This window comes from Mesorhizobium sp. L-2-11 (assembly GCF_016756595.1).
Lineage (GTDB): Bacteria > Pseudomonadota > Alphaproteobacteria > Rhizobiales > Rhizobiaceae > Mesorhizobium.
The window spans coordinates 5,412,889-5,437,894 of record NZ_AP023257.1 but is presented as its reverse complement, the minus strand read 5'-3'; the positions used below and the strand labels follow the sequence as shown (position 1 = coordinate 5,437,894).

Genomic DNA, 25,006 nt, shown 5'->3' with positions numbered 1-25,006 from the left:
CTCGTAGTCGGGACGCTCCGGTTCGCCAATCAACAGGAACTCGGCGATCTGCTCAGAATATCGGTTGGCGTTGACCGTAAGTGCGGTGACAGCTTCCAGTTGGTTGTTGGCCCATTGCACGCGCTGAGTGTAGTAGGTCGTCGAGCGAATGGTGATGTAGACGATAGCCGCCATCATCACGACTGCCCCCACGACAATGAGCTGAAATACAAGAATGCGAGACCTGATGCCCATCGGTGTCCATTGGCGTTGAGAACCCGAAACCGATCGGATTCATGAATACTCACGTCCCCCTTCGCGGCAGCGAAGAGCACCGTGCAGGATGGCTCGCACGGATCGGCGCAACATTTCCCCGACGCCGATTTAGCACAGAGCAAACATAGAGGCCCCGCTGTTAAGGATACGGGAGATTCAGGTTAGAAATTGGTGAGAATGCAGTCGTGCCGCCCGAATTTAGCGACTTCACCGTGAGAGGTTAAGTTCAGCCGGACGCCTCACCGAGGCAAGACTGGCTTGCCGGGTTTCATCGGGCGCAGGGTTGAAGGCCGTCGCGGATGACTTGCGAGTTCGCTTACGAAACCGCCAGGAATCAGCTGAAAGCCGTCTTCGCCAAAACCGAGATCCATCGCCAGCTGGAGCCGGTCGCGTTGCTCGCGAGAATAGCCAGCACCGCCCTGACGGAATTGAGTCTATTCGGTTGAATCGCTGTCCGGCAATTGCATGTCGGTGATGATGTTCTCGCCGTTTGTCTCGTCGTACGCGATCACGATGTCCATGCCGGGTTTCAGCGCTTCGAGATCGGTTTCGGCGTTCAGCTTGTAGGATTTGCCGTCGTCGAGTGTCAGCGTCAACGTTTCCTTGTCGATCTCTTTGATCAGGCCTTCGGTTTGGCCGGCAAAGGCGGCGGTGGAAATCAGCAACATGGCGGCAACGGCGCCGATCGGGATACGCATCATCGTCCTCTTATCATTGCGCCGGCTCGGTGGCGGCGGGTGTTCAACAGACGGTGTTCAACAGACGGTTCGAGGGAAGCAGAAACCAACCGAATGTGTCAAAACTAAATCCGTCAGGATCACAGTTTGACCACTGCGGAAAACGCCAATAGAACGCAGCTACTGCGCCGGCGTCCTGACACAGAAGGGCGCTGTGGCACTTTTGATTTTGCGCATGATCCTTCCCGAAAATCGCTCCGGGTTTTCGGGGTCATGTGCTAAGCCGGCTCGGCGCCGGCAGGGCTGGTTTTCATGTCTCACAATACTTTTGGCCATCTTTTCCGCGTCACCACCTGGGGCGAAAGCCATGGCCCAGCGCTCGGCTGCGTGGTCGACGGCTGTCCGCCCGGCATCCGCTTCACGCGCGCCGAGGTCCAGGCCGAACTCGACAAACGCCGCCCGGGTCAATCGCGTTTCGTGACGCAGCGTCGCGAACCCGACGAGGTCAAGATCCTGTCCGGCTTCATCCTGGATGACGACGGCGAGACCATGATCACCACCGGCACGCCGGTGTCGATGGTCATCGAGAATGTCGACCAGCGCTCCAAGGATTATGGCGAGATCGCCCGCCAATACCGACCGGGTCATGCCGATTATACCTACGACATCAAATACGGCCTGCGCGATTATCGCGGTGGCGGCCGTTCGTCGGCCCGCGAGACGGCGGCGCGGGTGGCGGCCGGAGCCTTGGCCCGCAAAGTCGTGCCCGGCATGATCGTGCGCGGCGCGCTGGTGTCGATGGGAGAAAAATCGATCGACCGCGCCAACTGGAACTGGAATTTCGTGGGCGACGCCGAAAACCCATTCTTTACGCCCGATCCGGCATCGGTCGCCGTCTTCGCCGCCTATCTTGATGGCATCCGCAAGGCGGGTTCCTCGGTCGGCGCGGTAATTGAGATCGTCGCCGACGGCGTTCCGGCAGGCCTGGGCGCGCCGATCTACGCCAAGCTCGATCAGGACATCGCCTCGGGCCTGATGTCGATCAATGCCGTCAAGGGTGTCGAGATCGGCAACGGGTTCGAGGCCGCTCGCATCACCGGCGAAGAGAATGCCGACGAGATGCGCATCGGCAATGACGGCAAACCGGTCTTCCTGTCCAACAATGCCGGCGGCATCCTCGGCGGCATCTCGACTGGCCAGGCGATCGTCGCGCGCTTCGCCGTCAAGCCGACCTCGTCGATCCTGACCCCGCGAAAGTCGATCGACAAGGACGGCAACGACGTCGAGATCATGACCAAGGGACGTCACGATCCGTGCGTCGGCATCCGCGCCGTGCCGATCGGCGAGGCGATGGTTGCCTGCGCGATCGCCGATCACTATCTGCGTCATCGGGGACAGACAGGGAGGGGAGTAGGGCAGTAGGGCAGTAGGGCAGTATGTTACGCCGCCCGCCGAGACAGCAAATTTTCCCTTTTCCCTATTCCCTTACTGCCCTACTCCCCTATTCCCCTGCGAGCAAAGCGAGCACCTATGCCTTACGACCAGAAGAAGATCGTCGAAGCCCTGCGCGCCTTCGAACGCGGCGAGATTGTCGTCGTCATGGACGATGACGGGCGCGAGAACGAGGGCGACCTGATCGTCGCCGCCGTCCATTGCACGCCGGAAAAGATGGCGTTCATCGTCCGCAACACCTCCGGCATCGTCTGCACGCCGATGCCGCGCGACGAGGCCAAGCGCCTCAACCTGTCGCCGATGGTCGCCGACAATGACTCGGCCCACACCACCGCCTTCACCGTCAGTGTCGATTTCAAGCACGGCACCACGACGGGCATTTCGGCCGACGACCGCACATTGACCGTGCGCAACCTTGCCAACGGCAATGTCGGCGCCTCCGATTTCGTCCGCCCCGGCCACATCTTCCCGCTGATTGCGCGCGAAGGCGGTGTGCTGATGCGTTCGGGCCATACAGAGGCTGCGGTCGATTTGTGCAAGCTTGCCGGCCTGCCGCCGGTCGGTGTCATTTCCGAGCTGGTCAATGATGACGGCACGGTGATGCGCGGCCCGCAGGTGCAGGCCTTCGCCGAAAAGAACGGTTTGAAGCAGATTTCGGTAGCCGACCTCATCGCCTATCGCCAGCGCAAGGAAACGCTGGTCGAGCGTGTCGCCTGTTCGGAGATCGACACGCCCGGCGGCAAGGCGCAGGTCTTCACCTACACGCTGCCCTGGGATTCGATGCACCATGTGGCGATCGTCTTCGGCGACATCCGCGACGGCGAGGAGGTGCCGGTGCGACTGCATTCCGAGGATGTCGTGACGGACGTTTTCGGCACCGGCCACAGGCTGGACGGCATCATGAAATCGATGGGCGAGCGTCGGCGCGGCGTCATCGTCTATCTGCGCGAAGGGTCCGTCGGCGTCGCCCACCAGGAGCGCAACCGGCCGGCCGCCGGCGACCGCGAGGACCATGAAGAGGCCCGCCGCCGCGAAAGCGAATGGCGCGAGATCGGCCTCGGTGCGCAAATCTTGAAGGATCTGGGCATTTCCTCGATCAACCTGATCGCCTCGCGCGAACGCCACTATGTCGGCCTTGAAGGTTTCGGCATCCATATCGCCAAGACCGAGATTCTCTAATGCATGTCGCCCAAAAGCATGCCCTCGGGCTTGACCCGCGGGTCCGCAGCGGTTCGGGGACGACGACATGCATAAAACAAAAACTTAAAGCGCGTCGCATGAATCCCCTCAGACGCGACGCGCTTTAGGGTTTAGCGGATCGTCGGCATGCGTCCGGTCCGCTTGCGACCGGACGCATGAAGACTATTCGGCAGGAACCGCGGCGGCGTCGCGCGCGGAGATGTCACTATCGCCCGTGGCAAGGCTGCGCATTCCGAGCAACACGGTGATCAGCGCGATTGTGCCCGCCGCCACCGACACCAGGAACCCGCTCTGTGCACCGAAGGCGTCCACCACCCATCCAGCGGCGAAGGAGCCGAGCGCCATGCCGATGCCTATGCCGGTCATGACCCAGGTCACGCCCTCGGTCAGCATCGATTCCGGCACGCGCCGCTCGATCAGGCCGAACGCCGTGATGAAGGTCGGCGAGATCGCCACACCGCTAACGAAGACAGCCAGCGCCAGAAGCGGCACCGTGTCTGCGACAAGCACCGGCAGCGTGGTAATCGCGATGACGGCGACTGCGATGGCAAGCTGAATTTGCAGCGGTGTTTTCAGGTTCAGTGCGCCGAGGACGATGCCGACGACGAACGATCCGAGAGCGTAGACGCCGATAACGAGGCTGGCAGCGCCCGGCTGGCCGAGCTCCTTGGTGATCGCCACGGTGCTCACCTCGGTGGTCGCGAAGGTCGCACCGATGAAGATCAGGGCGAAGGTGATGATCTGGACCGGCCGCAGGCGGATTGCCGAGCCGCGCGAACCCTGGTCGACCGGTCGCACGCGCGGCTCGGTCGAGCGCTGCAGGATGAGGGCTGTCGAGCCGAAGGCGAGGAACAATGTGCTCGCCAACATTCCCGCTTCCGGGAAAAGCGCGACACTCAGGCCCACCGATAGCGAAGCTCCGGCGATATAGACCAGCTCGTCGGCCGCCGACTCGAAGGCGAACGCTGTGTTCATCTCGGGGCGATCCCGGAAGAGTTCTGTCCAGCGCGCGCGCACCATCGCTGGGATGCTGGGCATCGCGGCGGCCAGCAGCGCTGATACGAACAATGTCCAAATCGGCCAGTCCTGATTGGTGGCCGCAATCAGCACCACGAAGGCGAGCACGGAAATGACGGTGGTGGGCACAACAACCCGCGCCTGGCCGAGGCGGTCCACCAGTCGCGATATCTGCGGCGCGACAAAAGCATTGGCCAGCGCATATGTCGCGGAGACGGCGCCGGCCAGCCAGTACTCGCCGTGCGTCTGCGACAGCATCGCGACGATTCCGATCGGAGCCATGGCCATCGGCATCCGGGCGACGAAGCCGGCTGCGGCGAAGCCCTTGGCTCCCCTTGCCTTGAAGATTTCGCGATAGGGATTGGGCATGAGAACACTCCTGGATTTTTGAGGCCGAGCCACTTATATACGTGGCGTATGCAAATCAGGTAATGACATACGGAGCGTATGTCAAATTATATACGAGACGTATGTGAAGGAATCGGCGAATGGGGCACAAACCACGCAAGGAGATGATCGCCGAAACCCGCGCCAAACTGGTCGCGGCGGCGCGCCATGCCTTTGGCACTGTCGGCTATGCCGAGGCCTCGATGGACGACTTCACCGCATCGGCCGGGCTGACGCGCGGCGCGCTTTATCATCACTTCGGCGACAAGAAGGGCCTTCTCCAGGCGGTCATCGCCGAGATCGACGCGGAAATGTTGGCCCGGTTGAAGATCGTTTCGGCCAGGGCTGACACTCTCTGGCAGGGCTTTGTCGACGAATGCACCGCCTATATCGAGATGGCGCTGGAGCCGGAGATCCAGCGCATCGTTCTTCGCGACGGACCGGCGGTGCTCGGCGATCCTTCGCAATGGCCGAGCCAGAACGAATGCATCCGCTCGATGAGCGAGAACCTTCAAAAGCTGCGGGACGAGGGAACCATCGTTGCCGTTGATCCCGAAGCCGCAGCAAGGCTGGTCAGCGGCGCCTCGCTGCATGCCGCGCAGTGGATCGCAAATTCGGAAAATCCAGAAGCGACGTCGAAAAAGGCGGTGAAGGCGTTCAACGTGCTTTTGGAGGGACTGCTCAGGCAAGGCCGCAGCGCTGGCCGTCCACAAGCACCGGCTGAGGTGGACAAATCGCCGGCCTGAGCCGGTATCAAGACCACCAAAGCCAAGGCGCGACCTCGAATGGGACGGCCGAAGCGCGTCTCAAAATTCGGGCAGCTCCAGGAGAAGGCGCTGGTCTCGGTCGGTGGCTCGCGCCGGACCCAACCAGCAGCCAACGCCTAAACCCTGTTGAACGTCTGCCTTTGGCGGTTGCAAAACATGGTCAAACCCGCCGGGCGCGCCTATATCGGGGACATGGTCACAAGGCTTTATACCCACCCGATCTTTCTCGAGCATATAACGCCGCCCGGTCATCCGGAGCGGCCGGACCGCCTGCGCGCCATCGAGCGCGTGCTCGACGACGAGGCCTTTGCGGCCCTTGATCGTGCCGAGGCGCCGGAAGGCGACGAGGCCACCATCCGCTACGCACACCCGCAGGAATTCGTCGAACGGGTACGAGCCATGATACCGGACACCGGTATCGCTCGTGTCGACGCCGACACCACGGCCAGCCCGAAAAGCTGGCAGGCGGCCGTCACGGCGATCGGCGCTGCCAACGCCGCCGTCGACGATGTCTTTCGGGGCGACGTGGCCAATGTCTTTGTTGCCGCCAGGCCGCCCGGCCACCACGCCGAAAAGACCACGTCCATGGGCTTTTGCCTGTTCAACACCGCGGCGATCGCGGCGCGCTACGCGCAAAGGCAGCACCAGGCTGAGCGTGTTGCCATCGTCGACTGGGACGTCCATCACGGCAATGGCACGCAGGATATTTTCTGGGACGATCCGTCGGTGCTCTATTGCTCGACGCACCAGATGCCGCTTTATCCAGGGACCGGGGCGGTGAGCGAAACCGGCGTCGGCAACATCGTCAACGCGCCGCTGGCGCCACAGACCGGCAGCGAGGTTTTCCGCGACGCTTTCCTGTCGCGGATCTTGCCGGCGCTCGACAATTTCGCGCCCGACCTCATCATCATTTCGGCCGGCTTCGACGCGCACCACCGAGATCCGTTGGCCGAGATCAACCTGACCGAGGACGATTTCGACTGGGCAACCGGCCAGTTGATACAGCGCGCCGGTCGCCACAGCGACAACCGGCTCGTCAGCCTGCTCGAGGGCGGCTACGATCTGCAGGGATTGGCATTTTCGGTCGCCGCCCATGTCGGGCGACTGATGAAAGGATAGACGATGGCTGGTGAGAGCAACGAAGACGTCAAGGCGATGAGCTTCGAGCAGGCGCTCGACGCGCTGGAGAAAATCGTCGATGATCTGGAGCGCGGCGACGTGCCGCTCGACCAGTCGATCCGCATCTATGAGCGCGGCGAGGCGCTGAAGCTTCATTGCGACCGGCTGCTCAAGGCGGCCGAGGACAAGGTCGAGAAGATCAGGCTTTCGCGCGACGGCAAACCGGTGGGGACAGAGCCGCTGGACGCGGAGTAATGCGCGGTCCCGAACGACAGATTTCGCCGGGCGGCTTTTCGACATGATCATGGTTGAGGATAATACTCATCCCGCTTGAAACGGCTCCAGGACGAGAGGAGATTGCGAACGATGTGCAGAAACATCAAGACACTGTTCAATTTCGATCCGCCGGCAACCGATGACGAGGTCCGCGATGCCGCACTTCAGTTTGTCCGCAAGCTGAGCGGAACGACGCGGCCGTCGAAACAGAACCAGCATGCGTTCGACCACGCCGTTGAGGCCATAGCCGCGTCGGCGCGCGAATTGCTGGACAGCCTCGAGACGACACAGCATCCGCGCAATCGCGAAGAGGTGGCGGCCAAGGCGAAAGCCAGGTCTGCACTCCGCTTCGCCTGAGGAAGACCGCATGAGCTTCTTCCCCGGAAACGACCCTCTGCCCGGTGACGCCTTCGCCAGCGACCAGATCGAACTGATGGTTATTCCGAATGCCAAGGACATTGGCGGCTTTCAGGTGCGTCGTGCCTTGCCGACCGCCAAGCGTCGGCTGGTCGGTCCCTTCATCTTCTTCGATCGCATGGGACCGGCGATTTTGCGGGCAGGCCAGGCGCTCGATGTCCGTCCTCATCCCCATATCGGCCTGTCGACGGTCACTTACCTGTTCGACGGCAGGATCAGGCATCGAGATTCGCTCGGCACCGAAATGGTCATCCAGCCCGGCGACGTGAATTTGATGACCGCCGGTCGCGGCATCGTCCATTCCGAGCGTACGCCGCAGGAACTGCGCGGTGCGCCGATGTCGGTTTCCGGCCTGCAGACATGGCTGGCGCTGCCGGACGATAAAGAGGAGGTCGATCCGGTCTTTGAGAATACGGCGGCCATGCGTCTGCCCGAGATCGACGCTGACGGCGTCAGCGGACGCGTTGTCATTGGCGCATTTTCCGGGCTGCGATCTCCGGTCGCGACCGCTTCGGACACGCTCTATGCAGACCTCAGCCTGGCGCCCGGCGCCAGCGTGAAAATCCCTGCCGATGCCGAGGAGCGCGCCATCTATACGTTGCAAGGCGAGGTTTCGATCTCCGGCGACCGCTTTCCGGCGGAGCGGCTGCTGGTGTTCCGGCCCGGCGACGAGATCGTCGTGTCGTCGGAGGGAGGCGCCCATTTCATGCTGTTCGGCGGTGCCTCGCTCGGCTCCAAGCGCTACATCTGGTGGAATTTCGTGTCATCGTCGAAGGAACGCATCGAACAGGCGAAAGAAGAGTGGAAGACAGGCCGCTTCGATATCGTTCCTGGCGATGAAGAAGAGTTCATTCCTCTGCCGGACAATTAGAGCGCCGCGCGCGGTTTTGGACACGCAAAGGAAACCTTAACACTTTGAATCTGAGCCGCGTCACTCACACGCATTTACATTCGCCGGCCAGCAGCCTATTTCGCAGGTGAATAAAAAGCAGGCCTACTACCAGTGAACGCAAAGCTCCATACGCCACTTCTCGACAAGGTCCGCATCCCGGCCGACCTCAGGACGCTTGACGCAGGAGCTCTGCCGCAATTGGCATCGGAGCTTCGCACCGAGTTGATCGACGCCGTGTCGCACACCGGCGGACATCTCGGTGCCGGCCTTGGCGTGGTCGAACTGACGGTGGCATTGCACTATGTCTTCAACACGCCGGACGACCGACTGATCTGGGACGTCGGTCACCAGGCCTATCCGCACAAGATCCTGACCGGCCGCCGCGACCGTATCCGCACGCTGCGGCAAGAGGGCGGCCTGTCCGGGTTCACCCAGCGCGCCGAGAGCGAATACGATCCGTTCGGCGCCGCCCACTCCTCGACCTCGATTTCCGCCGGCCTCGGCATGGCAATGGCACGCGATCTCTCCGGGGGCCGCAACAATGTCATTGCTGTTATCGGCGACGGCGCGATGTCGGCCGGCATGGCATACGAGGCTATGAATAATGCCGGCGCGCTCGATGCCCGGCTGATCGTCATCCTCAACGACAACGACATGTCGATCGCTCCGCCGACTGGCGCGATGAGCGCCTACCTGGCCCGCCTGGCGTCGGGCAAGGCTTATCTGGGCTTGCGCGATTTCGGCAAGAAGCTGACCTCCTATCTCGGCGAGCGCGCCGATCGCGCCATCAAGCGGGCGGTCGAGCATGCGCGCGGCTATGTCACCGGGGGCACGCTGTTCGAGGAAATGGGTTTTTATCACATCGGGCCGATCGACGGTCACAATCTCGAGCACCTGATCCCGGTACTGAAGAACGTCCGCGACAATGCCGACGGTCCGGTGCTGATCCACGTCGTGACCCAGAAGGGCAAGGGCTATGGACCGGCCGAGGCGGCCGCCGACAAATATCACGGCGTCAACAAATTCGACGTCATCACCGGCGCGCAGGCCAAGGCGCCGGCCAACGCGCTGAGCTACACGAAGGTCTTTGCCGAAAGCCTGGTCCAGGAAGGCCGCGAAGATGATCGCATTGTCGCCATCACCGCCGCCATGCCGAACGGCACCGGCCTCGACCTCTTCGGCGAGGCGTTCCCGTCGAGGACCTTCGATGTCGGTATCGCCGAGCAACACGCGGTGACGTTTGCCGCCGGCCTTGCCACCGAAGGCTTCAAACCTTTCGCGGCGATCTATTCGACCTTCCTGCAGCGCGCCTACGACCAGGTCGTCCATGACGTGGCGATCCAGAAACTGCCGGTGCGCTTCCCGATCGATCGCGCCGGCTTCGTCGGGGCTGACGGGGCGACCCATTGCGGCGCCTTCGACACGACTTTTTTGGCGACGCTGCCCGGTTTCGTCGTCATGGCCGCGGCGGATGAAGCGGAACTGCGACACATGGTGCGCACGGCGGCAAGCTACAATGAAGGCCCCATCGCCTTCCGCTACCCGCGCGGCAACGGCGTCGGCGTCGACCTGCCGGAGCGTGGCTCGGTTCTCGAAATCGGCAAGGGCCGTATCGTCAGGGAGGGCACCAAGGTTGCGCTGCTTTCCTTCGGCACGCGGCTGCAGGATTGCCTGGCTGCGGCCGAGGAGCTCGGCGCGGCCGGGCTTTCCACCACGGTCGCCGATGCTCGTTTCGCCAAGCCGCTCGACGAGGACCTGATCCGGCGGCTGGCGCGCTCGCACGAAGTGCTGGTAACTGTGGAAGAGGGCGCGATCGGTGGCTTCGCCAGCCATGTGCTGCAACTCCTCGCCCATGAAGGGCTGCTGGAAAACGGCCTGAAGGTACGCCCGCTTGTGTTGCCCGACACTTTTGTCGATCACGCCAAGCCCGAAAAGATGTATGCCGACGCCGGGCTTGATGCCGCCGGTATCGTGCGCACCGTGTTCGTGGCGCTGGGACGCACCGCCAGCGCGCAAAGCGCCTGAATCAAAATCTCAACGGCTTGCACAGTTCGCCGACCGGCGGTCATAACTGACTGTTTGCGTTGTCAGTTGGCATTCGCCTACGGCGTCTCTGGTCTCGCGGCCATGTGTGAAGGGCCGAAATGGGTGGTCTCGTGCCGTTCGATTGGCGACTGGAAATGAGCAACCAGCGCCATGAGCCGACCTTGGATACCGTGATCCTCGACGACTGTCTCACCTCGATAGCGAACGAGATCATTGTTGATTGCCGCGAACCCGGATTACGATCGCGAAGCGGTCAAAAATCTAAATCCATATCGTGATGATGATGCTCGTGACCGGGAAGCTCCGGCGGCGGCGGGCCAGGCACTTCGGCCACCATGGCCTCCGTCATGATGAGGAGGCCTGCCACCGAGGCTGCGCCCTGGAGCGCCGCTCGCACCACCTTGGCCGGATCGATGATGCCCTTTGACACCAGATCTCCGTACACGCCCGATTGGGCATCGTAGCCATAGGCGTTGTCGTCGTTTTCGAGGATCCCGGCGATGACGACCGAGCCTTCCAGGCCGGCATTGATCGCGATTTGCCGAGCCGGCCAGGTGATCGCCTTCCTGACGATCGCGATGCCGACCTGCTGGTCCTCGTTGCTGCCCTTGAGCTTCGTGAGCGCCCTGCCGGCGCGCAGCAAGGCGACCCCACCGCCGGGGAGAATGCCCTCTGCAACCGCGGCTCTTGTCGCGTTCATCGCGTCATCGATGCGATCCTTCTTCTCCCTGACCTCGACTTCGGTTGCACCGCCGACCCTGATAACGGCGACGCCACCGGCGAGCCTGGCCAGCCGCTCCTGGAGCTTCTCGCGGTCGAAATCGGAGGTGGCTTCCGCAAGCTCGAGCTTGATCTCAGCGATGCGGGCCTCGATTCTTTCCCGCTCGCCGGCGCCGCCGACGATCGTGGTGTTTGCCTTGTCGATCATCACCTTCTTGGTGCGCCCGAGCATATCGAGGGAAGCATGCTCGAGCTTGATGCCCAAATCCTCCGAGATCACCGTTCCGCCGGTCATCAGCGCGAGATCCTGCAGCATCGCCTTGCGGTGGTTTCCGTAGGCCGGCGCCTTCACGGCTGCAACCTTGAGAGCGCCGCGCAACTTGTTGACCACCAGCGCCGCCATCACCTCACTCTCGACATCCTCGGCGATGATGAGCAGTGGCTTGCCGGCCTGCACCACCTTCTCCAGCAGCGGCAGTATTTCGTCCAGACTGGACAGTTTCTTCTCGCTGATGAGGACATAGGCATCCTGCATCTCGACCCGCATCTTTGCGCGATTGGTGATGAAATGGGGCGAGATATAGCCGCGGTCGAACTGCATGCCCTCGACGAATTCGAGTTCGGTTTCGAGCGACGTCCCGTCCTCGACAGTGATCACGCCGTCATTGCCGACCCTCTTCATGGCGTCGGCGAGGCAGCGGCCGATCTCCCTGTCGCCGTTGGCCGAGATGGTGCCTACTTGCGCAATCTCGACGTTCGAGGTGACCTTCGTGGCTTTGTTTTTGAGTTCCGCGACGACGGCTTCGACCGCGAGATCGATGCCGCGCTTCAGGTCCATGGGATTCATGCCAGCTGCCACCGCCTTGGCGCCCTCCCGGGCGATCGCATGCGCGAGCACGACGGCGGTGGTCGTGCCGTCGCCGGCCTGATAGGAGGTTTTTGTTGCTATCTCACGCACCATCTGGGCGCCCATGTTCTCGAACTTGTTGTCGAGTTCGATTTCCCTGGCGACGGTCACGCCGTCCTTCGTGACCCGCGGCGCGCCGTGCTCCCTGCCGATCGCAACGTTGCGCCCCCGCGGGCCAAGCGTGACGCTCACCGCATTCGCCAGGGTGCCAATGCCGCGCAGCATTCTGTCGCGAGCCTCGAACGAAAACATGATCTCCTTGGCAGCCATTTCCTTGATCCCTAGGACCTAATCTTCGGGGAACGGCGAAGCTTCATTCGGCCGCTCAGGCGAGATTGTTCCGTGGTAGCCCGAGCCGATTCCAGACATCGAACAAAGCTGCCGCGAGCCGATCAATCATGATGTCCTCATGACAGGGTGTCGGCGTGATGCGCAGCCGCTCAGTTCCCTTCGCCACAGTCGGATAATTGATCGGCTGGATATAGATGTCGTGATCACTCAGCAGCAGGTCGCTCGCCGCTTTGCAATGCGCCGGATCGCCGACTGCCACCGGCACGATATGGGTGTCGCTCAGGATGACCGGCAGCGCAGCGGCACCCAGCGCCGCCTTGACCCGCCGGACGCGGTCCTGCTGGCGCTTGCGCTCCCACTGCGAGGTTTTCAGATGCCGGATCGCCGCTGTGGCCGCGGCGCAGATCGCCGGCGGCAACGCGGTGGTGAAGATGAAACCCGAAGCATAGGAACGAACCGCATCGATCAGCACAGCACTTCCCGTGATATAGCCGCCGAGGCAGCCGAAGGCCTTGGCGAGCGTGCCTTCGATCACATCGATCCGGTCCATGGCGCCGTCGCGCGCGGCGATGCCGGCGCCGCGAGGGCCGTACATGCCCACAGCATGGACCTCGTCGAGATAGGTCATTGCGCCGTAACGATCGGCGATTTCGCAAATGCGATTGATTGGCGCGACGTCGCCGTCCATCGAATAGAGACTTTCGAAGACGATGAGTTTTGGCCGATCCCGACCCGCTGCCTTCAACAATTCCTCAAGATGATCGACGTCGTTGTGGCGGAAGATGCTCTTCTCCGTACCGGACTGGCGGATGCCCTCGATCATCGAATTGTGGTTGAGCGCATCGGACAGGATCAGACAACCGGGGATCAGCTTGGCGATGGTCGAGATCCCAGTCTGGTTCGAAACATAGCCGGACGTAAAGACCAGTGCCGCCTCCTTGCCGTGGAGATCGGCAAGCTCGCTCTCGAGCTCTAGGAGCGGATGGCTGGTGCCGGAGATATTGCGCGTCCCGCCGGCCCCGGTTCCCAGGCGGCTAGCAGTCTCCACCATGGCGGAGACCACTTTTGGGTGTTGTCCCATCCCGAGATAGTCGTTGGAACACCAGATCACGACGTCCTTCGGTCCATGCGGGGAATGCCACACGGCATTGGGAAAGCGCCCGGCGATGCGCTCAAGGTCCGCGAACACGCGGTAGCGCCGTTCCTCCTGCAGACGCGCGATCGCATCCGCAAAGAAACCGTCATAACTCGTATTGCTTGGCACCAGGATACTGCCTTGCCCATCGGCCCTATCGCCCGCATCTCCGGTCATCAGAGGTCCAAATCGCCGCGGCGCAATGACGTTCTTTACGCCGCCAGGTTTGCCGGTGTGCAACGCTGTGGATTCCGCCATCGCCCGATTCCCCTGCTTGCATACGAACGATGTCGAAGCGCGATGCGCGCCGATCCCGCTCGCACCGTTCCTCACGACCCGCGTTCAGGAAGGTCGAAGTTGAGCTGCAGCATTCGCGCTATGTTTATCAGAATCGTCTCGCAGACCTTATCTTGATTGGGATCCAGATATTTGACAGTCCAGTTTGCCCCGTTCTCCTTGGTTTCGAGCCGCTGAATCACAAAATCGGTGACGTTCTCGCATCCCGGCTCCTTATGAAGATCCGCGAGGATCAATGCCTTAAGTTCCGAAGCTTCCTTTGTATGCCTTTGCATGGCCGCTCTCCTTCCGGATGACAACTTCTATGCATTGATCAACTGCATAATCGTGATCTCCGTCATGCCAGGGCTCGTGTCATCGCACCAATTCATCCAATGCAGCGGCAATACCGCTGCTTGGTGTGTCAGAGTCTAGACCCTCCACGAATTGCCCCCGTGGGTTCATGATGTAGATGTAGGTGCCGTGATCCATCAGGTAGTCGTTATCGCCCGCCTCGCCCTGGCGCGCCACACCATAGGCGCCATATGCCTTTGAAACTGCAGCGATCTGTTGCGGGCTGCCGGTCAGGCCGACGATGCGCGGATCGAACGCCGCGGTAAAGCTTCCCATCACCTCAGGCGTGTCGCGTTCGGGATCGACGGTGATGAAGAGCGGTTGCAGTTTTGCGGCGTCGGGGCCGAGTTCCTTAATCGCCGCGGCGATTGAGGACAGCGTCGTCGGACAGATGTCGGGGCAAGACGTATAGCCGAAGAAAACCAGCAGCCATTTGCCGCGATAAGTCTCATCGGTGACCGTCGTTCCGTCCGGCGCCGTGAGCGTGAATGGGCCACCGACCGTCACAGGCGCCGTGTCGGCCCGCACGAGCGGTGGGCAGATCGACAGGGCCGCTGCGAATATGATGCAGAACAGGATATGCGGACCGTAGGCCCAGGGGCTGAGGAGTGCATGCCGCCGCTTCATCAAGTACCTCCGGCACTTCGAGAATGACGCACCGACCCCCGCGTGTGTTTGTGATTAACAAACTCGCCTAAACTATCGCACTTTATCATATTTTGTTGCTGAATGGCTAGACATGGTACCGGTTTAGCTCTATTTTTAAATGTTGCCCCTCATCTCTCTAGAAGGAGGCGGCTGTTATGACGATTCGCGAATTGATGAGCGGTCTAGCGGCGATCACTTTCGTTGCGACAATTTCCGCGTCTGCGCAAGCCTACGAAGTGGGCCCGGTTACGGGAGGCGGAACGATCGAGGGTACGATCGTCTACCGCGGCGACGTGCCGACAACAAAGATCATCCCCACCAAGGATATCGAGGTGTGCGGCGACCCCCGCGAGGAGCCGCTGATCGAAGTCGGCAGCGATCAGGCCGTGCTGAACGCGGCGGTGCAGCTGGTCGACGTGGCACAGGGAAAGGCCTGGCCGGAGCCCGGAAAGCCGCCTGAGCTTAACAACCTCAAATGTCGCTTTGAGCCCGCGGTTCAGATGATACCGGCCGGTTCGCTGGAGGTGATCAACAGCGACCCAATCCTCCACAACACCCACGGCTACTATGGCAAGCGCACCGCCTTCAACTTGGCGCTGCCCAATAAGGGCCAGCGCATACCGGTCGAACTGAAGCGTGCCGGCACTGTCCGGATCGACTGCGACGCACATGGCTGGATGGAAGGCTGGGTCTATGTGGTGGACAATCCCTACTACGCGGTCACCGGCGCCGACGGCAAGTTCAGCATAACCGATGTTCCGCCTGGGAACTACAAGCTCGTGGCGATCCACCCCTTCACCGGGCCCATCGAGCAGTCCGTAACCGTAGAGGAGAATAAGGCCACCAGTCTGACGATTGAACTGAAAAAATAAGAAAATCGGCGGCCCACTGATTCAACAGGGTCGCGTTCCTGCGAGAAGACCGACGCTTTAAGAAACGGTCTGCACTGAGGAGGAACCCTGATGTCTGACGAGCTTGACCGCATTCGGCGCGAAATGCATGCGGTGCTGCAGCAGCCTGGAATACGCCCCGACGACTCGCTCCAAATCACCCGCCGCACCTTCATTCACAGATCACTGCTGTTCGGCGCTGCTTCCGTCGCCCAGACCTTCGCGTGGTGGCCGCTGCTCAACACCATCGACGTCGCTCACGCCGCCGAAGCGCCCTTCAAGTTTGCCTGGATTTCGGACACCCATCTCTATCCGCGATCGCTGAACACGCGCTTCGTCGACAAGGTGGTGCGCGCCGTGCAAGAGGTCCAGGCCATGGATCCGCCGGCCGACTTCCTGATCTTCGGCGGCGACCTGGCCCAGCTCGGAAAGATCGAGGAACTTGAGCTTGGTGTTGAGCTCCTCAAGGATCTGAAGATCAAGAAGTATTACATCCCGGGCGAGCATGACTGGTATCTGGATATGGGCAAGAAGTGGGGCGAGTTGTTCGGCCAACCCAACTGGACCTTCGATCACAAGGGCGTGCGCTTCATCGGACTCGATACGGTCAGCCGGGGGCCGGACTACTGGACAGCGAAGAAGATGACGCCAGAGGAGCGCATGGGCCATATGGCTACCCTCGACGGCACGGTCGCCGGCGCGTGGGCCGGCGTCGGCCGCGAGCAACTCGACTGGATGCAGAAGACACTCGCCGACTGGGATAAGTCCAAACCGATCGTCATCTTCAGCCATAATCCGCTGTACGAGTACTACCCGCCCTGGAACTTCTGGGTGCGCGACTGGCGCGAAGTGAATGACGTGCTGAAGCCTTATACCAAGGTCACCAACATCCACGGTCACGTGCACCAGGTGCTCTACAACGAGATCGGCAGCATGCGGTCGATCGGCATGCTGGCGACCTCCTGGCCGTGGCCGTATGCGCCGGAAGGCGTGCCCAAGCTGACCAAGCCGATGATCCGTGTCGATCCGGGCGATCCCTTCGACGGAGTCGGTTGGGAAACCGTGAGCGTCAACGCCGACGACAAGGTCGATGTCGAGTACATCATGTGGGGCCGCAAGGAGGTGTTCGTCCAGTCGCCGGAGGACCACGACAAGAGCGTTGAGGAGATCATACGGCCACGCATTGCCGACAATCAGTACCCGTGGGCAAATCCATAAAGGGGGTGGCTATGATAAACACATCGACATTCCTCTGCATTCTCAGGCGCTCCACCGTCGCCGGAGCGGTCGTCGCAGCTGCCGTCGTCGTCGGGCCGGCCAGTGCCAACAAGGATCCGGTGACGCCAAAGCAGCTGAAACTCTATCAAGAGGCGTTCATGGAGGAGGTCAGGAAGGGAGACCTCCTGTTCCACGGTGATGCGGCGATGGCGGAGCAGTTGGGCGTCAAACTGTCGACCACCGGGTGGGCCTGCGCCATGTGCCATCCGATGGCCTCCGATACCCACCCGCACGCGTTCCCGAAGTTTCAGCAGTCGATGGCCAAGTTCGCGACACTGCGCGACATGATCAACTGGTGCATCGAGAAACCGAACCAGGGCGAGAAGATCGATCCCGAATCGGAGGCGATGAAGGCGCTCGAGGCGTACATCACCTGGTCGAACACCGGCTCGGTGTTGGTGCCAGGCAAGTACTAGTCTCGTCGATAGCCGCGGGCCTGCCTCACGGGAGCGCGAAGCGAATCCTCGGGGTGACACCTCGATGGGGAAGGGTGAATTGAAGCAGTGGTGCGGCCCGGAACCGCGCGGAGGTCTATGCATTGGCAGAGACTGGGATGGAGCTGCGCGGCAAGTTCGCGAATGTGGACCTGGATGCGCTGGTCGACAACCGGGTCGTGCGGACCTGGCTTTATTTCGGCATGTTCTGGCTGATGGTGACACCATCCGTCGGCGTCCTGATCTCGAGCACCTTCAACTACCCCGACTATCTCGGATCGGGAAACCTCGAGCTCACCTTCGGCCGGCTGCGCCCGGTCCACGTCAACGGTGTCATCTTCGGCGCCTTCTCGACGCTTTTCATCGGCCTTTGCTATTATCTCGTGCCGCGTCTGTCGGGAGTGCGGGTGATATGGTCGGAGTGGTCGGTTCTTCTCGCATGGGTCTGGAACGTCGCAACGCTTGCCGGTTTGGTCGGCTTGCTGTTCGGCGACAGTGACGGTTTGGAAGCCGGAGAGTTTCCGCTCTATGCGAAGGTCGCATTCTTCATCGTAGTGGCTGTTGCTACCGCGCAATTCCTGATCACGATCAGTCGAAGGCTCGAGCCGGCGATCTATGTCGCGCTATGGTACTTGATCGCCACTTTCGTGTGGACGACGATGAACTTCGTGCTTGGAAGCTTCATCCTGCCGTACACGATCTCGGGCATCAACAGCGCCGCCTTCCATGGCCTCTATCTCCATTACATCGTCGGGCTGTGGCTAACGCCCGCGGGCTACGTGATCATCTACTATTTCCTGCCGATCAGCGCGCGAAATCCGCTCTATGCTCATAAGCTCTCGCTGGTAGGCTTCTGGTCCCTGGCATTGTTTTACCCGTTCGTCGGCATCCACCATTACCTCTACAGCCCGATCGCGGACTGGGCCGAGACCTTGGCCGTCGTCACGTCGATGCTGCTGATCATTCCGGTGTGGACGGTGCTGGTGAACTTCTTTGGCACCATGATGGGCAAGTGGCATGAGTTCGGCAGGAACCTGCCGGCGAAGTTCCTGATCATGGGCTCGCTCATGTATCTCGTCGGCTGCTTCCAGGGCTCGACCGAGGCGCTGCGGCAGCTGCAGCAGCCGACCCATTTCACCGATTTCGTCATCTCGCATTCGCATCTCACCGTGTTCGGCACCTTCGTCGTCTGGGCGATGGGTGGCCTCGTCTATACTTGGCCGCGGCTGTTCGGGCGCGAACTCTGGTCCTTCAAGCTCGGCAACTGGTCGTTCTGGCTGATCACCGTCGGCATCTCGACCATGGGCCTGGTCCTCACAGCGGGCGGGCTACAGCAGGGTTATCAATGGATGAATGGGGTCGAATGGCTCGACTCGCTCGTCTGGGTGAAGCCCTACTGGCTGGCGCGGACCCTGGCAGGCATCAGCATGGATATCGGTATGTCGCTGCTGGTGGTGAATCTGATGCTGACCGCACTGACCAGCCCGGCGGCTGAGGCGCGACGCGCCCGCAGGCCGGTGGAGGCGCCTATCCCGGCCCCGGCGAGAGGGCCCGCGCAGTGAACGTTCGCTTCTTCGCGCTGTTCGCCGGCGTCTTTTGCATCACCCTTGCGGTGGTCACGCAGGGCGTGCTGCCCTTCGTGGAGCCGTCGTCGCGTACTACGCGCGTGACCTCGGTTGTGCGCACGGATTTCGGCCAGCTGAAATGGACGGTTGCAGAGGCGACGGACTACACCGAGCAGCAGCGTCGCGGCCGCAACATTTATCTGCGCGAAGGCTGCTGGTACTGCCATTCGCAATTCGTGCGGCCGGTGACCGGCGAGATCCGCCGCTGGGGGCCGGTCAGCGAGGCGGGCGAATACGCCTATGACGTGCCGCACCTGTTAGGTACACGCCGGATCGGGCCGGACCTGACGCGCGTCGGCCTGAAATACAGCGACGAGTGGCACCTGGCGCACTTCTACAATCCGCGGATGCTGGTGCCGGACTCGATAATGGCGCCGTATCGCGGCCTCTTCCATGAGCCCGATGCAGCCGTCCGTATCGTTGACGACGGCGCTGGCAATCGGACCCTGGAAAGGACAGAGGTCACCGAAGGCCTGTTCGACTTCGACAGCCAGCAAGCCATCCAGCTGACGCCGAATGCATACGGGTTGCTGTTCGTGCCGCTGAAGGCGCGCGAAAGAAAGCCGATCATCCTGACGCCGAATGACGAATACACAGGAGAAATCGTCAGCATCGCGGCGGAGACGGAATCGTTGGCGGCGCTCGTTTCCTACGTCCAGAAGCTCGGCATGAACCGCGGTAAATGGCGCGATCTTTTCGAGCCGCAAAGCCTGGAGGTCATGGATGCGACCATGCCGCGCTCCGAGGAATGGATTGCCTATGGCAAGGAAGTCTATGAGCGTCGTTGCATCGGTTGCCACGGTGCCAAAGGCGACGGCAACGGGCCGGCCGCCACCTTTATGTTTAACCAGCGGCCCAGGGACTTCACGTCCGCAGTCTTCAAGTTCAGGTTGACAAAGGAGCCCCTGCCCACGGACGGCGACATGCTGCGCACCATTACTCGCGGCATCCGCGGCACGGCAATGCCCCCTTGGTACGAACTGCCGCTCAACGATCGGCTGGCGGTGATCCAGTACATCAAGTACGAGCTGGCGGTTGACCGTTCCGACCCCGCCAGTCCTTACGCTTTCTTCGTCGAGGAGCCGCCTGGCCCACCGTTGTATATCGGGCGCCCGCCGACCCCGTCCCAGACGATGCTGGACCGTGGCAAGGAGGTTTGGCAGGTGGCGAAGTGCTGGGAATGCCACGGCCAAGGCGGCAAGGGCGACGGCGAAAAGGCTGCCGGCCTCAAGGATGATATCGGGTTCGCCACCCCGCCGGCCGACCTCACCAGCGGCCAATTCAAGTCTGGCCCGGCCGTCGAAGACATCTTCCGGACGATAACTACCGGCCTCAGCGGCACGCCGATGCCGTCCTATCGGGATTCCTTTCCGGACGAGGACCGGTGGGCACTTTCCTATTTCGTGGTGGCGCTTTCCGCCTATAAAGACCCGCTCTCGCTGCAGCCCCTGTCGATCAAGCAGGAGGCCCGCGCGGCGCTGAACGATCTGGAACTGGTCGCTGACAAGCCAGAGCGAGCCTATGTGCCCGATCCGTCGGTGCCCGCGTCCGGCCCGCCAGCGCCGCCTGGCGAGAAACAGGCACCCGCCGGAGGTTAGCGAATGCTCGGTTTTGAAGTCACCGGACCGTATGCGGGCGCCATGATGATGAGCCTGGCGGCCCTGTTCTTGTTCATCTGGGGCGTCCTATCCGGCGCGTTGAGCGGCACCGACAAAGCCGCCAACGACTTTTTTGAAAGGGAGATGGAGAATGAGCGATCTGCAGAGCAGCGATCCGGAGAGCCCGAGGCACCCGGAACTGGATGTACGTCAAAGCTCGCACCCTGAACTAGAGGACTATGCCGGCGGCCTGATACAGGCGCGTGTGGGCTTCATTCCGCTATGGCTTCTCGTCGTCTACGTGCTGCTGTTCGCCTGGGGCCTGTATTACATGTATGTTTATTGGGGCGGGCTCGGCCCCGGCCGTCTGTTCTAAGAAGACTGTCGCAAGAACTGGTAAGGCAGGAGTGATGGAGATGTTGGTAGCCAAAATTCTCCTTGCGGTCGCCGCATTGAACCTCCTTTTCCTGGCCTTCGAGGTGGCGGTAAACGTGCTTCGCCTTTATTTCGGCTGACATAGGAGCAGCGGATGCTACAGGACACGGTTTTCAAGCTCGCTGACGCCGGCTTGCCACAGATGCTCGGCTTCCTCATCTATGGCGGCTGCACCGTCGGCTTTATCATCTTTCTTGTCTATCTTGTGCGGCAATAGCGACGCGGACGCGGCGCTGCGAAAACGCCAATGATCTACTACCTCGTGATCTTCGCCGCTGGATTTGCAGGCAGCTTTCATTGCATCGGCATGTGCGGCGGCTTTGCCTGCGCGCTGGGCCGCGATCAGCGAGGCGGAGGCGCAACCGTACTTCGCCACCTGCTCTATAATACCGGCCGATTGACAACCTATTGCTTTCTGGGCGGGCTCGCGGGTGCGATCGGTCAGGTCATCTGCACCACGCAAGGTCTAACGGCGCCGCCGCTCTTGAACGGCTCCCTCGACACCGCCCAACGAATTCTCGCGATCGTCGCTGGCCTGCTCATGATTGCCATGGCATTGCAGTTCTTCGGCTTGCTGCAGGTCTTCCATCGCCTTGCGATCGGATTTGGCGGCAGCACATTTGCACTGTCCCTGCGCGGTCTGTTGACGGCCCGGAGCAGAGCCGCACCGCTCGCCTTTGGCGTTTTCAACGGCTTCCTGCCATGTCCCCTGGTCTATGCCTTCGCCGCCCAGGCGGCGAGCACCGCCGGAGCGCTTCCCGGGCTTCTCGTGATGGCATGGTTCGGACTGGGAACCTTCCCCGCTATGTTGATGATGGGCGGCGTTGGCCGGATACTTGGGCCAGCCTGGCGGCGGCGCGGCGTGCGGCTGGCTGGTGGCTTTATTCTCTTGCTCGGTTTCATCACGCTCGGCCGTGGTCTCCTGCCTTCCGACGCGCATATCGGCCTTGCCTGGCTGGTCGGACATCCCGCATGACTGCACATGGCGATATCCTCTGTAGCCATTGTTCGCTGCCCGTCGGCTTGCGCCCGATGGAGCGCAGGCTCAACGGTGAGGCTTGCGCGTTCTGCTGCTACGGCTGTTGCATCGCCTTTCAGGTGAAGAGCGGCAGACACGAAGAGTGGGAAGCCGCCTGGCTTCTGATCCAGCTCGGCGTGGGAGGCTTTCTCTCCATGAATATTATGATGTTCAGCCTCCTCCTCTATTCGGACGCGTTCACCGGCGTCGATGCGGGCGTGCTGCCGTGGATCCACCTTTTGCTCTGGATCTTCGCGACGCCGGCGGTGGTGATTCTCGGCGGACCCTATCTGCGCGAAATGTGGCTCAATGGCATTCGGGGACGAGTGACGTCGTCGGCACTCATCGTGATTGGCGTCGCTGCCGCTTACCTCTATTCGGCATTTGCCGTGTTCGAGGGCAGCACGCATGTCTATTTCGACACCGCCGTGATGGTGCTGATGCTATTCACCGTTGGCCGCTATCTCGAGGCTGTTGGCCGCGCCAGGGCGGCGCGCGACCTCGAACCTCTTCTGGCCGCAGAAAGCGAGAGCGCGACCGTGGTCGATGGCGCGACAGAGATCCGCCGTCCGGTGCGGGAGGTATCGGCCGGCATGCTGGTGCGGGTCCGGCCAGGCGAGCGCATTCCGGTCGACGGCGTGGTTGTCGAGGGGGAATCGAACACCGATGAAGCCGTGATTACCGGCGAAAGCCGGCAAGTGACAAAGGGCGCCGGCTCCAAGGTGATTGCCGGCAGTATCAATATCGACGGCCCGCTCCTGATCCAAAGCAGCGGTGACGGAACTGCAACCCGCTGGGCGCGGATTTGCCGGTCGGTGCGCGAAGCGCTGGGCCGCCGCAGTCCAACCCAGCGCCTTGCCGATCGCGTCGTTGGCGTGTCCGTGCCGCTCGTCGTCGCCCTCAGCGGGCTGACGATCGTTTACTGGGCGCAATCATTGCCGTTCGATCGGGCGTTGCTGATTGGCCTCTCGGTACTGGTGGTTGCCTGTCCTTGTGCCGTCGGCCTCGCTGCTCCGATGGCGACATCACTCGGCATCGGCCGGTTGGCACGGCACGGCTGCCTGGTCCGCGACCCCGGCGTGCTCGAGACCCTCGCGCGCGTCCGGTTGCTCGCCTTCGACAAGACCGGCACTCTGACGGCGAGCAAAGCGCGTCTCGTCGGCGTCGACTGCCAGGAGGGCGGCATCGACGAAGTACTGGCGCGCGCCGCCGGTCTGGAGCGCCTTTCCGAGCATGGTCTGGCGCGGGCCATCGCGGCAGCCGCCGCTCAGCGCGGCATCACGCCGCTCGTCACCCGCGATGTCCGGACGGTTCCCGGCCGTGGCATCCGCGGCAGCGCCGAAGGCCAGCCCGTAGCGGCAGGGAACGGCAGATTGATGAATGACCTGGGCTGGCCGCTTCCCCCGTCGCTGACCGAGCGCGCGCGGTCGCTGGAGGCGAGCGGTCATTCGGTGGTCTATGTCGGTTGGGGCGAGCAGGTTCACGCCGTGCTGTCGCTCGATGATTCACCGCTTCCCGAGGCGCAGGCGGCGATCGCGGCCCTGCGTGAGCGCGGGCTCGACGCCACGCTGTTGACCGGCGACTTGGCGCAAGCTGCGGAGCGGATCGCGGCCCTGGTCGGGATCAAGGACGTCCGAGCGGGCCTTTCGCCGGAGGCCAAACGGCTGGCCCTGGATCGGCTCCGCCATGACCACGGTTCGATGGCGATGGTCGGCGATGGACTGAATGACGGGCCGGTCCTGGCGGCCGCAGATGTCGGTATTGCAGTCGGCTCCGCCACCGATCTCGCCCGCGAGACTGCGGCGCTCGTGCTGCCTGCGGACGGATTGTGGATGCTGCCCTGGATCGTCGACGTCGCCCGCGCGGTCCGCAGGACCATCTTGACCAACCTTATGTGGGCGTTCGGCTACAACCTCGTCGCGCTGACGTTCGCAGCATTCGGAGTTCTGCAGCCAATCCTTGCGGCGGCGGTCATGGCCGGCTCGAGCATCCTCGTGGTGGTGAATTCGCTGCGGCTGGAGCAGCTGCCCGATCCTGTTCCAGCGCTGATCCCGGAGCAACGATCCGGCACCAAGGCGGAGCGTACCCACAATGGCGCCGGCCTTTCCGCAATCGCCGGCCCGGCCGTCGAGCGGAGTTGAGTTTCGTTTCAGCCAAACACGTCGTGGGTGAAGGCGTCATACCAGCCTTCCGCCGCGCGCGCAGCCTGCCGGCGGACCTCGGAGCTTTCCTCAGCCTTGCCGTCGACAGCGGCTTCATGGCACGGACAATAGCTCAATCCAGCTATGCAGCGGCTGCCGGCTCTTGCTCGACACAGATGGCGCGGCTGTCGGCTTCGGAAAGGGGTTCGTCGAGCAGGCCGCAATGGTGCGGCGTCCGGGACGATAGCCGGACGCGGACGCGAAAATGCCAGCATGAGAGACAGGCGCCGAACGCGCGGCCATTGTTGCGGGCGATTGAGTTCCTAAGGGTGCGCCTGAGTCCGTCAAGCAGCTTCGCCACATTGCCGTCGGTCGCCTGTTCGATGTCTGTGGCGACGATGCGCAGGGGATCGCGCGCCAGTGCATGTTCCGCCTTCGGTGTGAGTGCGAACTCGACCGAACGCCCGTCGCGCGCGCTTGGACCCCGCGACACATAGCCCTTGTACTCAAGTGAGGCCAGCGTCCGCGACACCGTGCCCCGCGTCGAAGCAAGATAGTCGGCAAGCGCCGCTGGCGTGCGCGAGAAACGGTTGGCGCGCGCGAGATACCTGAGCGCGTCCCACTGAGCGGGATTGAGCCGCCCGGACTGTTCGCCCGAGCGGGCGAGGCGCTCCAGCCGGTCGATCAGATGGGCGGCTTCGAGAGCCTCTGGCGAAACAGGCATGATTGCTCCTAATGTAAGCGCGTAGGC

The 25,006-nt window shown here is 62.2% G+C and carries 25 protein-coding genes; 17 read left to right on the top strand and 8 right to left on the bottom strand.

Features of this window, described 5'->3' with window-relative positions; translation table 11 throughout:
• Positions 1-689 precede the first annotated feature (689 nt).
• Complete coding sequence (locus tag JG739_RS25980) at positions 690-953, bottom strand: DUF1344 domain-containing protein (protein ID WP_031254973.1); 264 nt, start codon at positions 951-953, stop codon at positions 690-692.
• Between the two features lie 291 nt (positions 954-1,244).
• On the opposite strand from JG739_RS25980, the gene aroC reads away from it, so the two are divergent.
• Both aroC and ribB read left to right on the top strand, forming a co-directional pair.
• Positions 1,245-2,354, top strand: coding sequence for a chorismate synthase (gene aroC, locus JG739_RS25975; protein WP_202364004.1), 1,110 nt, complete (start codon positions 1,245-1,247; stop codon positions 2,352-2,354).
• Positions 2,355-2,462: 108 nt separating this feature from the next.
• Positions 2,463-3,563 (top strand): 3,4-dihydroxy-2-butanone-4-phosphate synthase, encoded by a 1,101-nt coding sequence (gene ribB / locus JG739_RS25970; protein ID WP_091596005.1) that lies wholly within the window; start codon positions 2,463-2,465, stop codon positions 3,561-3,563.
• 183 nt (positions 3,564-3,746) lie between these two features.
• On the opposite strand, the gene JG739_RS25965 is transcribed toward ribB, so the two are convergent.
• A complete protein-coding gene (locus JG739_RS25965; protein ID WP_202364003.1) occupies positions 3,747-4,970 on the bottom strand; it encodes an MFS transporter in 1,224 nt (407 codons plus the stop codon).
• A 119-nt stretch (positions 4,971-5,089) separates the two neighbouring features.
• On the opposite strand from JG739_RS25965, the gene JG739_RS25960 reads away from it, so the two are divergent.
• From JG739_RS25960 to dxs, 6 genes are all read left to right on the top strand, one after another.
• On the top strand, positions 5,090-5,734 hold the full coding sequence (locus JG739_RS25960; protein WP_202364002.1) for a TetR/AcrR family transcriptional regulator: 645 nt from the start codon (positions 5,090-5,092) through the stop codon (positions 5,732-5,734).
• 213 nt (positions 5,735-5,947) lie between these two features.
• Positions 5,948-6,874: a histone deacetylase family protein gene (locus JG739_RS25955; protein WP_202367645.1), complete on the top strand. Its 927-nt coding sequence runs from the start codon at positions 5,948-5,950 to the stop codon at positions 6,872-6,874.
• A gap of 3 nt (positions 6,875-6,877) precedes the next feature.
• Positions 6,878-7,129, top strand: a complete 252-nt coding sequence (locus JG739_RS25950; protein ID WP_023799340.1) for an exodeoxyribonuclease VII small subunit — start codon at positions 6,878-6,880, stop codon at positions 7,127-7,129.
• Positions 7,130-7,240: 111 nt separating this feature from the next.
• Positions 7,241-7,507 (top strand): DUF2277 domain-containing protein, encoded by a 267-nt coding sequence (locus JG739_RS25945; RefSeq protein ID WP_202364001.1) that lies wholly within the window; start codon positions 7,241-7,243, stop codon positions 7,505-7,507.
• 10 nt (positions 7,508-7,517) lie between these two features.
• Positions 7,518-8,438 carry a pirin family protein gene (locus JG739_RS25940; protein WP_202364000.1) on the top strand — a complete coding sequence of 307 codons (921 nt, stop codon included), beginning with the start codon at positions 7,518-7,520 and terminating at the stop codon, positions 8,436-8,438.
• Positions 8,439-8,570: 132 nt separating this feature from the next.
• Entirely contained in the window at positions 8,571-10,484 is a 1,914-nt protein-coding gene (dxs, locus tag JG739_RS25935; protein ID WP_202363999.1) for a 1-deoxy-D-xylulose-5-phosphate synthase, read from the top strand.
• Between the two features lie 274 nt (positions 10,485-10,758).
• On the opposite strand, the gene groL is transcribed toward dxs, so the two are convergent.
• From groL to JG739_RS25915, 4 genes are all read right to left on the bottom strand, one after another.
• Positions 10,759-12,402, bottom strand: a complete 1,644-nt coding sequence (gene groL / locus JG739_RS25930) for a chaperonin GroEL (protein WP_202363998.1) — start codon at positions 12,400-12,402, stop codon at positions 10,759-10,761.
• Positions 12,403-12,457: 55 nt separating this feature from the next.
• Entirely contained in the window at positions 12,458-13,735 is a 1,278-nt protein-coding gene (gene hemA / locus JG739_RS25925) for a 5-aminolevulinate synthase (RefSeq protein ID WP_202367644.1), read from the bottom strand.
• A 152-nt stretch (positions 13,736-13,887) separates the two neighbouring features.
• On the bottom strand, positions 13,888-14,130 hold the full coding sequence (locus tag JG739_RS25920) for a hypothetical protein (protein ID WP_202363997.1): 243 nt from the start codon (positions 14,128-14,130) through the stop codon (positions 13,888-13,890).
• Between the two features lie 79 nt (positions 14,131-14,209).
• A complete protein-coding gene (locus tag JG739_RS25915) occupies positions 14,210-14,815 on the bottom strand; it encodes an SCO family protein (RefSeq protein WP_202367643.1) in 606 nt (201 codons plus the stop codon).
• Positions 14,816-15,009: 194 nt separating this feature from the next.
• On the opposite strand from JG739_RS25915, the gene JG739_RS25910 reads away from it, so the two are divergent.
• The 9 genes from JG739_RS25910 (at position 15,010) to JG739_RS25875 (ending at position 24,255) form a co-directional block, all read left to right on the top strand.
• Positions 15,010-15,708, top strand: a complete 699-nt coding sequence (locus tag JG739_RS25910; protein ID WP_342216467.1) for a carboxypeptidase regulatory-like domain-containing protein — start codon at positions 15,010-15,012, stop codon at positions 15,706-15,708.
• Between the two features lie 90 nt (positions 15,709-15,798).
• The gene (locus tag JG739_RS25905) at positions 15,799-16,944 is read left to right on the top strand and encodes a metallophosphoesterase family protein (protein ID WP_202363995.1); all 1,146 of its coding nucleotides are present in this window, start codon (positions 15,799-15,801) and stop codon (positions 16,942-16,944) included.
• Between the two features lie 11 nt (positions 16,945-16,955).
• On the top strand, positions 16,956-17,420 hold the full coding sequence (locus tag JG739_RS25900) for a c-type cytochrome (RefSeq protein ID WP_023798298.1): 465 nt from the start codon (positions 16,956-16,958) through the stop codon (positions 17,418-17,420).
• Positions 17,421-17,557: 137 nt separating this feature from the next.
• Positions 17,558-19,000 carry a cbb3-type cytochrome c oxidase subunit I gene (locus tag JG739_RS25895; protein WP_202367642.1) on the top strand — a complete coding sequence of 481 codons (1,443 nt, stop codon included), beginning with the start codon at positions 17,558-17,560 and terminating at the stop codon, positions 18,998-19,000.
• The gene (locus JG739_RS25890) at positions 18,997-20,661 is read left to right on the top strand and encodes a cbb3-type cytochrome c oxidase subunit II (protein WP_202363994.1); all 1,665 of its coding nucleotides are present in this window, start codon (positions 18,997-18,999) and stop codon (positions 20,659-20,661) included. Before JG739_RS25895 ends, JG739_RS25890 begins: the two co-directional genes overlap by 4 nt.
• 151 nt (positions 20,662-20,812) lie before the next feature.
• On the top strand, positions 20,813-21,037 hold the full coding sequence (locus JG739_RS25885; RefSeq protein WP_014766281.1) for a hypothetical protein: 225 nt from the start codon (positions 20,813-20,815) through the stop codon (positions 21,035-21,037).
• Between the two features lie 153 nt (positions 21,038-21,190).
• Complete coding sequence (locus JG739_RS36085; protein ID WP_023798301.1) at positions 21,191-21,313, top strand: hypothetical protein; 123 nt, start codon at positions 21,191-21,193, stop codon at positions 21,311-21,313.
• 30 nt (positions 21,314-21,343) lie between these two features.
• A complete protein-coding gene (locus tag JG739_RS25880) occupies positions 21,344-22,072 on the top strand; it encodes a sulfite exporter TauE/SafE family protein (RefSeq protein WP_202363993.1) in 729 nt (242 codons plus the stop codon).
• A 56-nt stretch (positions 22,073-22,128) separates the two neighbouring features.
• On the top strand, positions 22,129-24,255 hold the full coding sequence (locus JG739_RS25875) for a heavy metal translocating P-type ATPase (protein ID WP_202367641.1): 2,127 nt from the start codon (positions 22,129-22,131) through the stop codon (positions 24,253-24,255).
• A gap of 8 nt (positions 24,256-24,263) precedes the next feature.
• Here JG739_RS25875 and JG739_RS25870 read toward each other — a convergent pair whose 3' ends face one another.
• Positions 24,264-24,392 carry an FCSD flavin-binding domain-containing protein gene (locus tag JG739_RS25870; RefSeq protein ID WP_202363992.1) on the bottom strand — a complete coding sequence of 43 codons (129 nt, stop codon included), beginning with the start codon at positions 24,390-24,392 and terminating at the stop codon, positions 24,264-24,266.
• 5 nt (positions 24,393-24,397) lie between these two features.
• Positions 24,398-24,979, bottom strand: coding sequence for a MarR family winged helix-turn-helix transcriptional regulator (locus JG739_RS25865; RefSeq protein WP_202363991.1), 582 nt, complete (start codon positions 24,977-24,979; stop codon positions 24,398-24,400).
• Between the last annotated feature and the right edge of the window lie 27 nt (positions 24,980-25,006).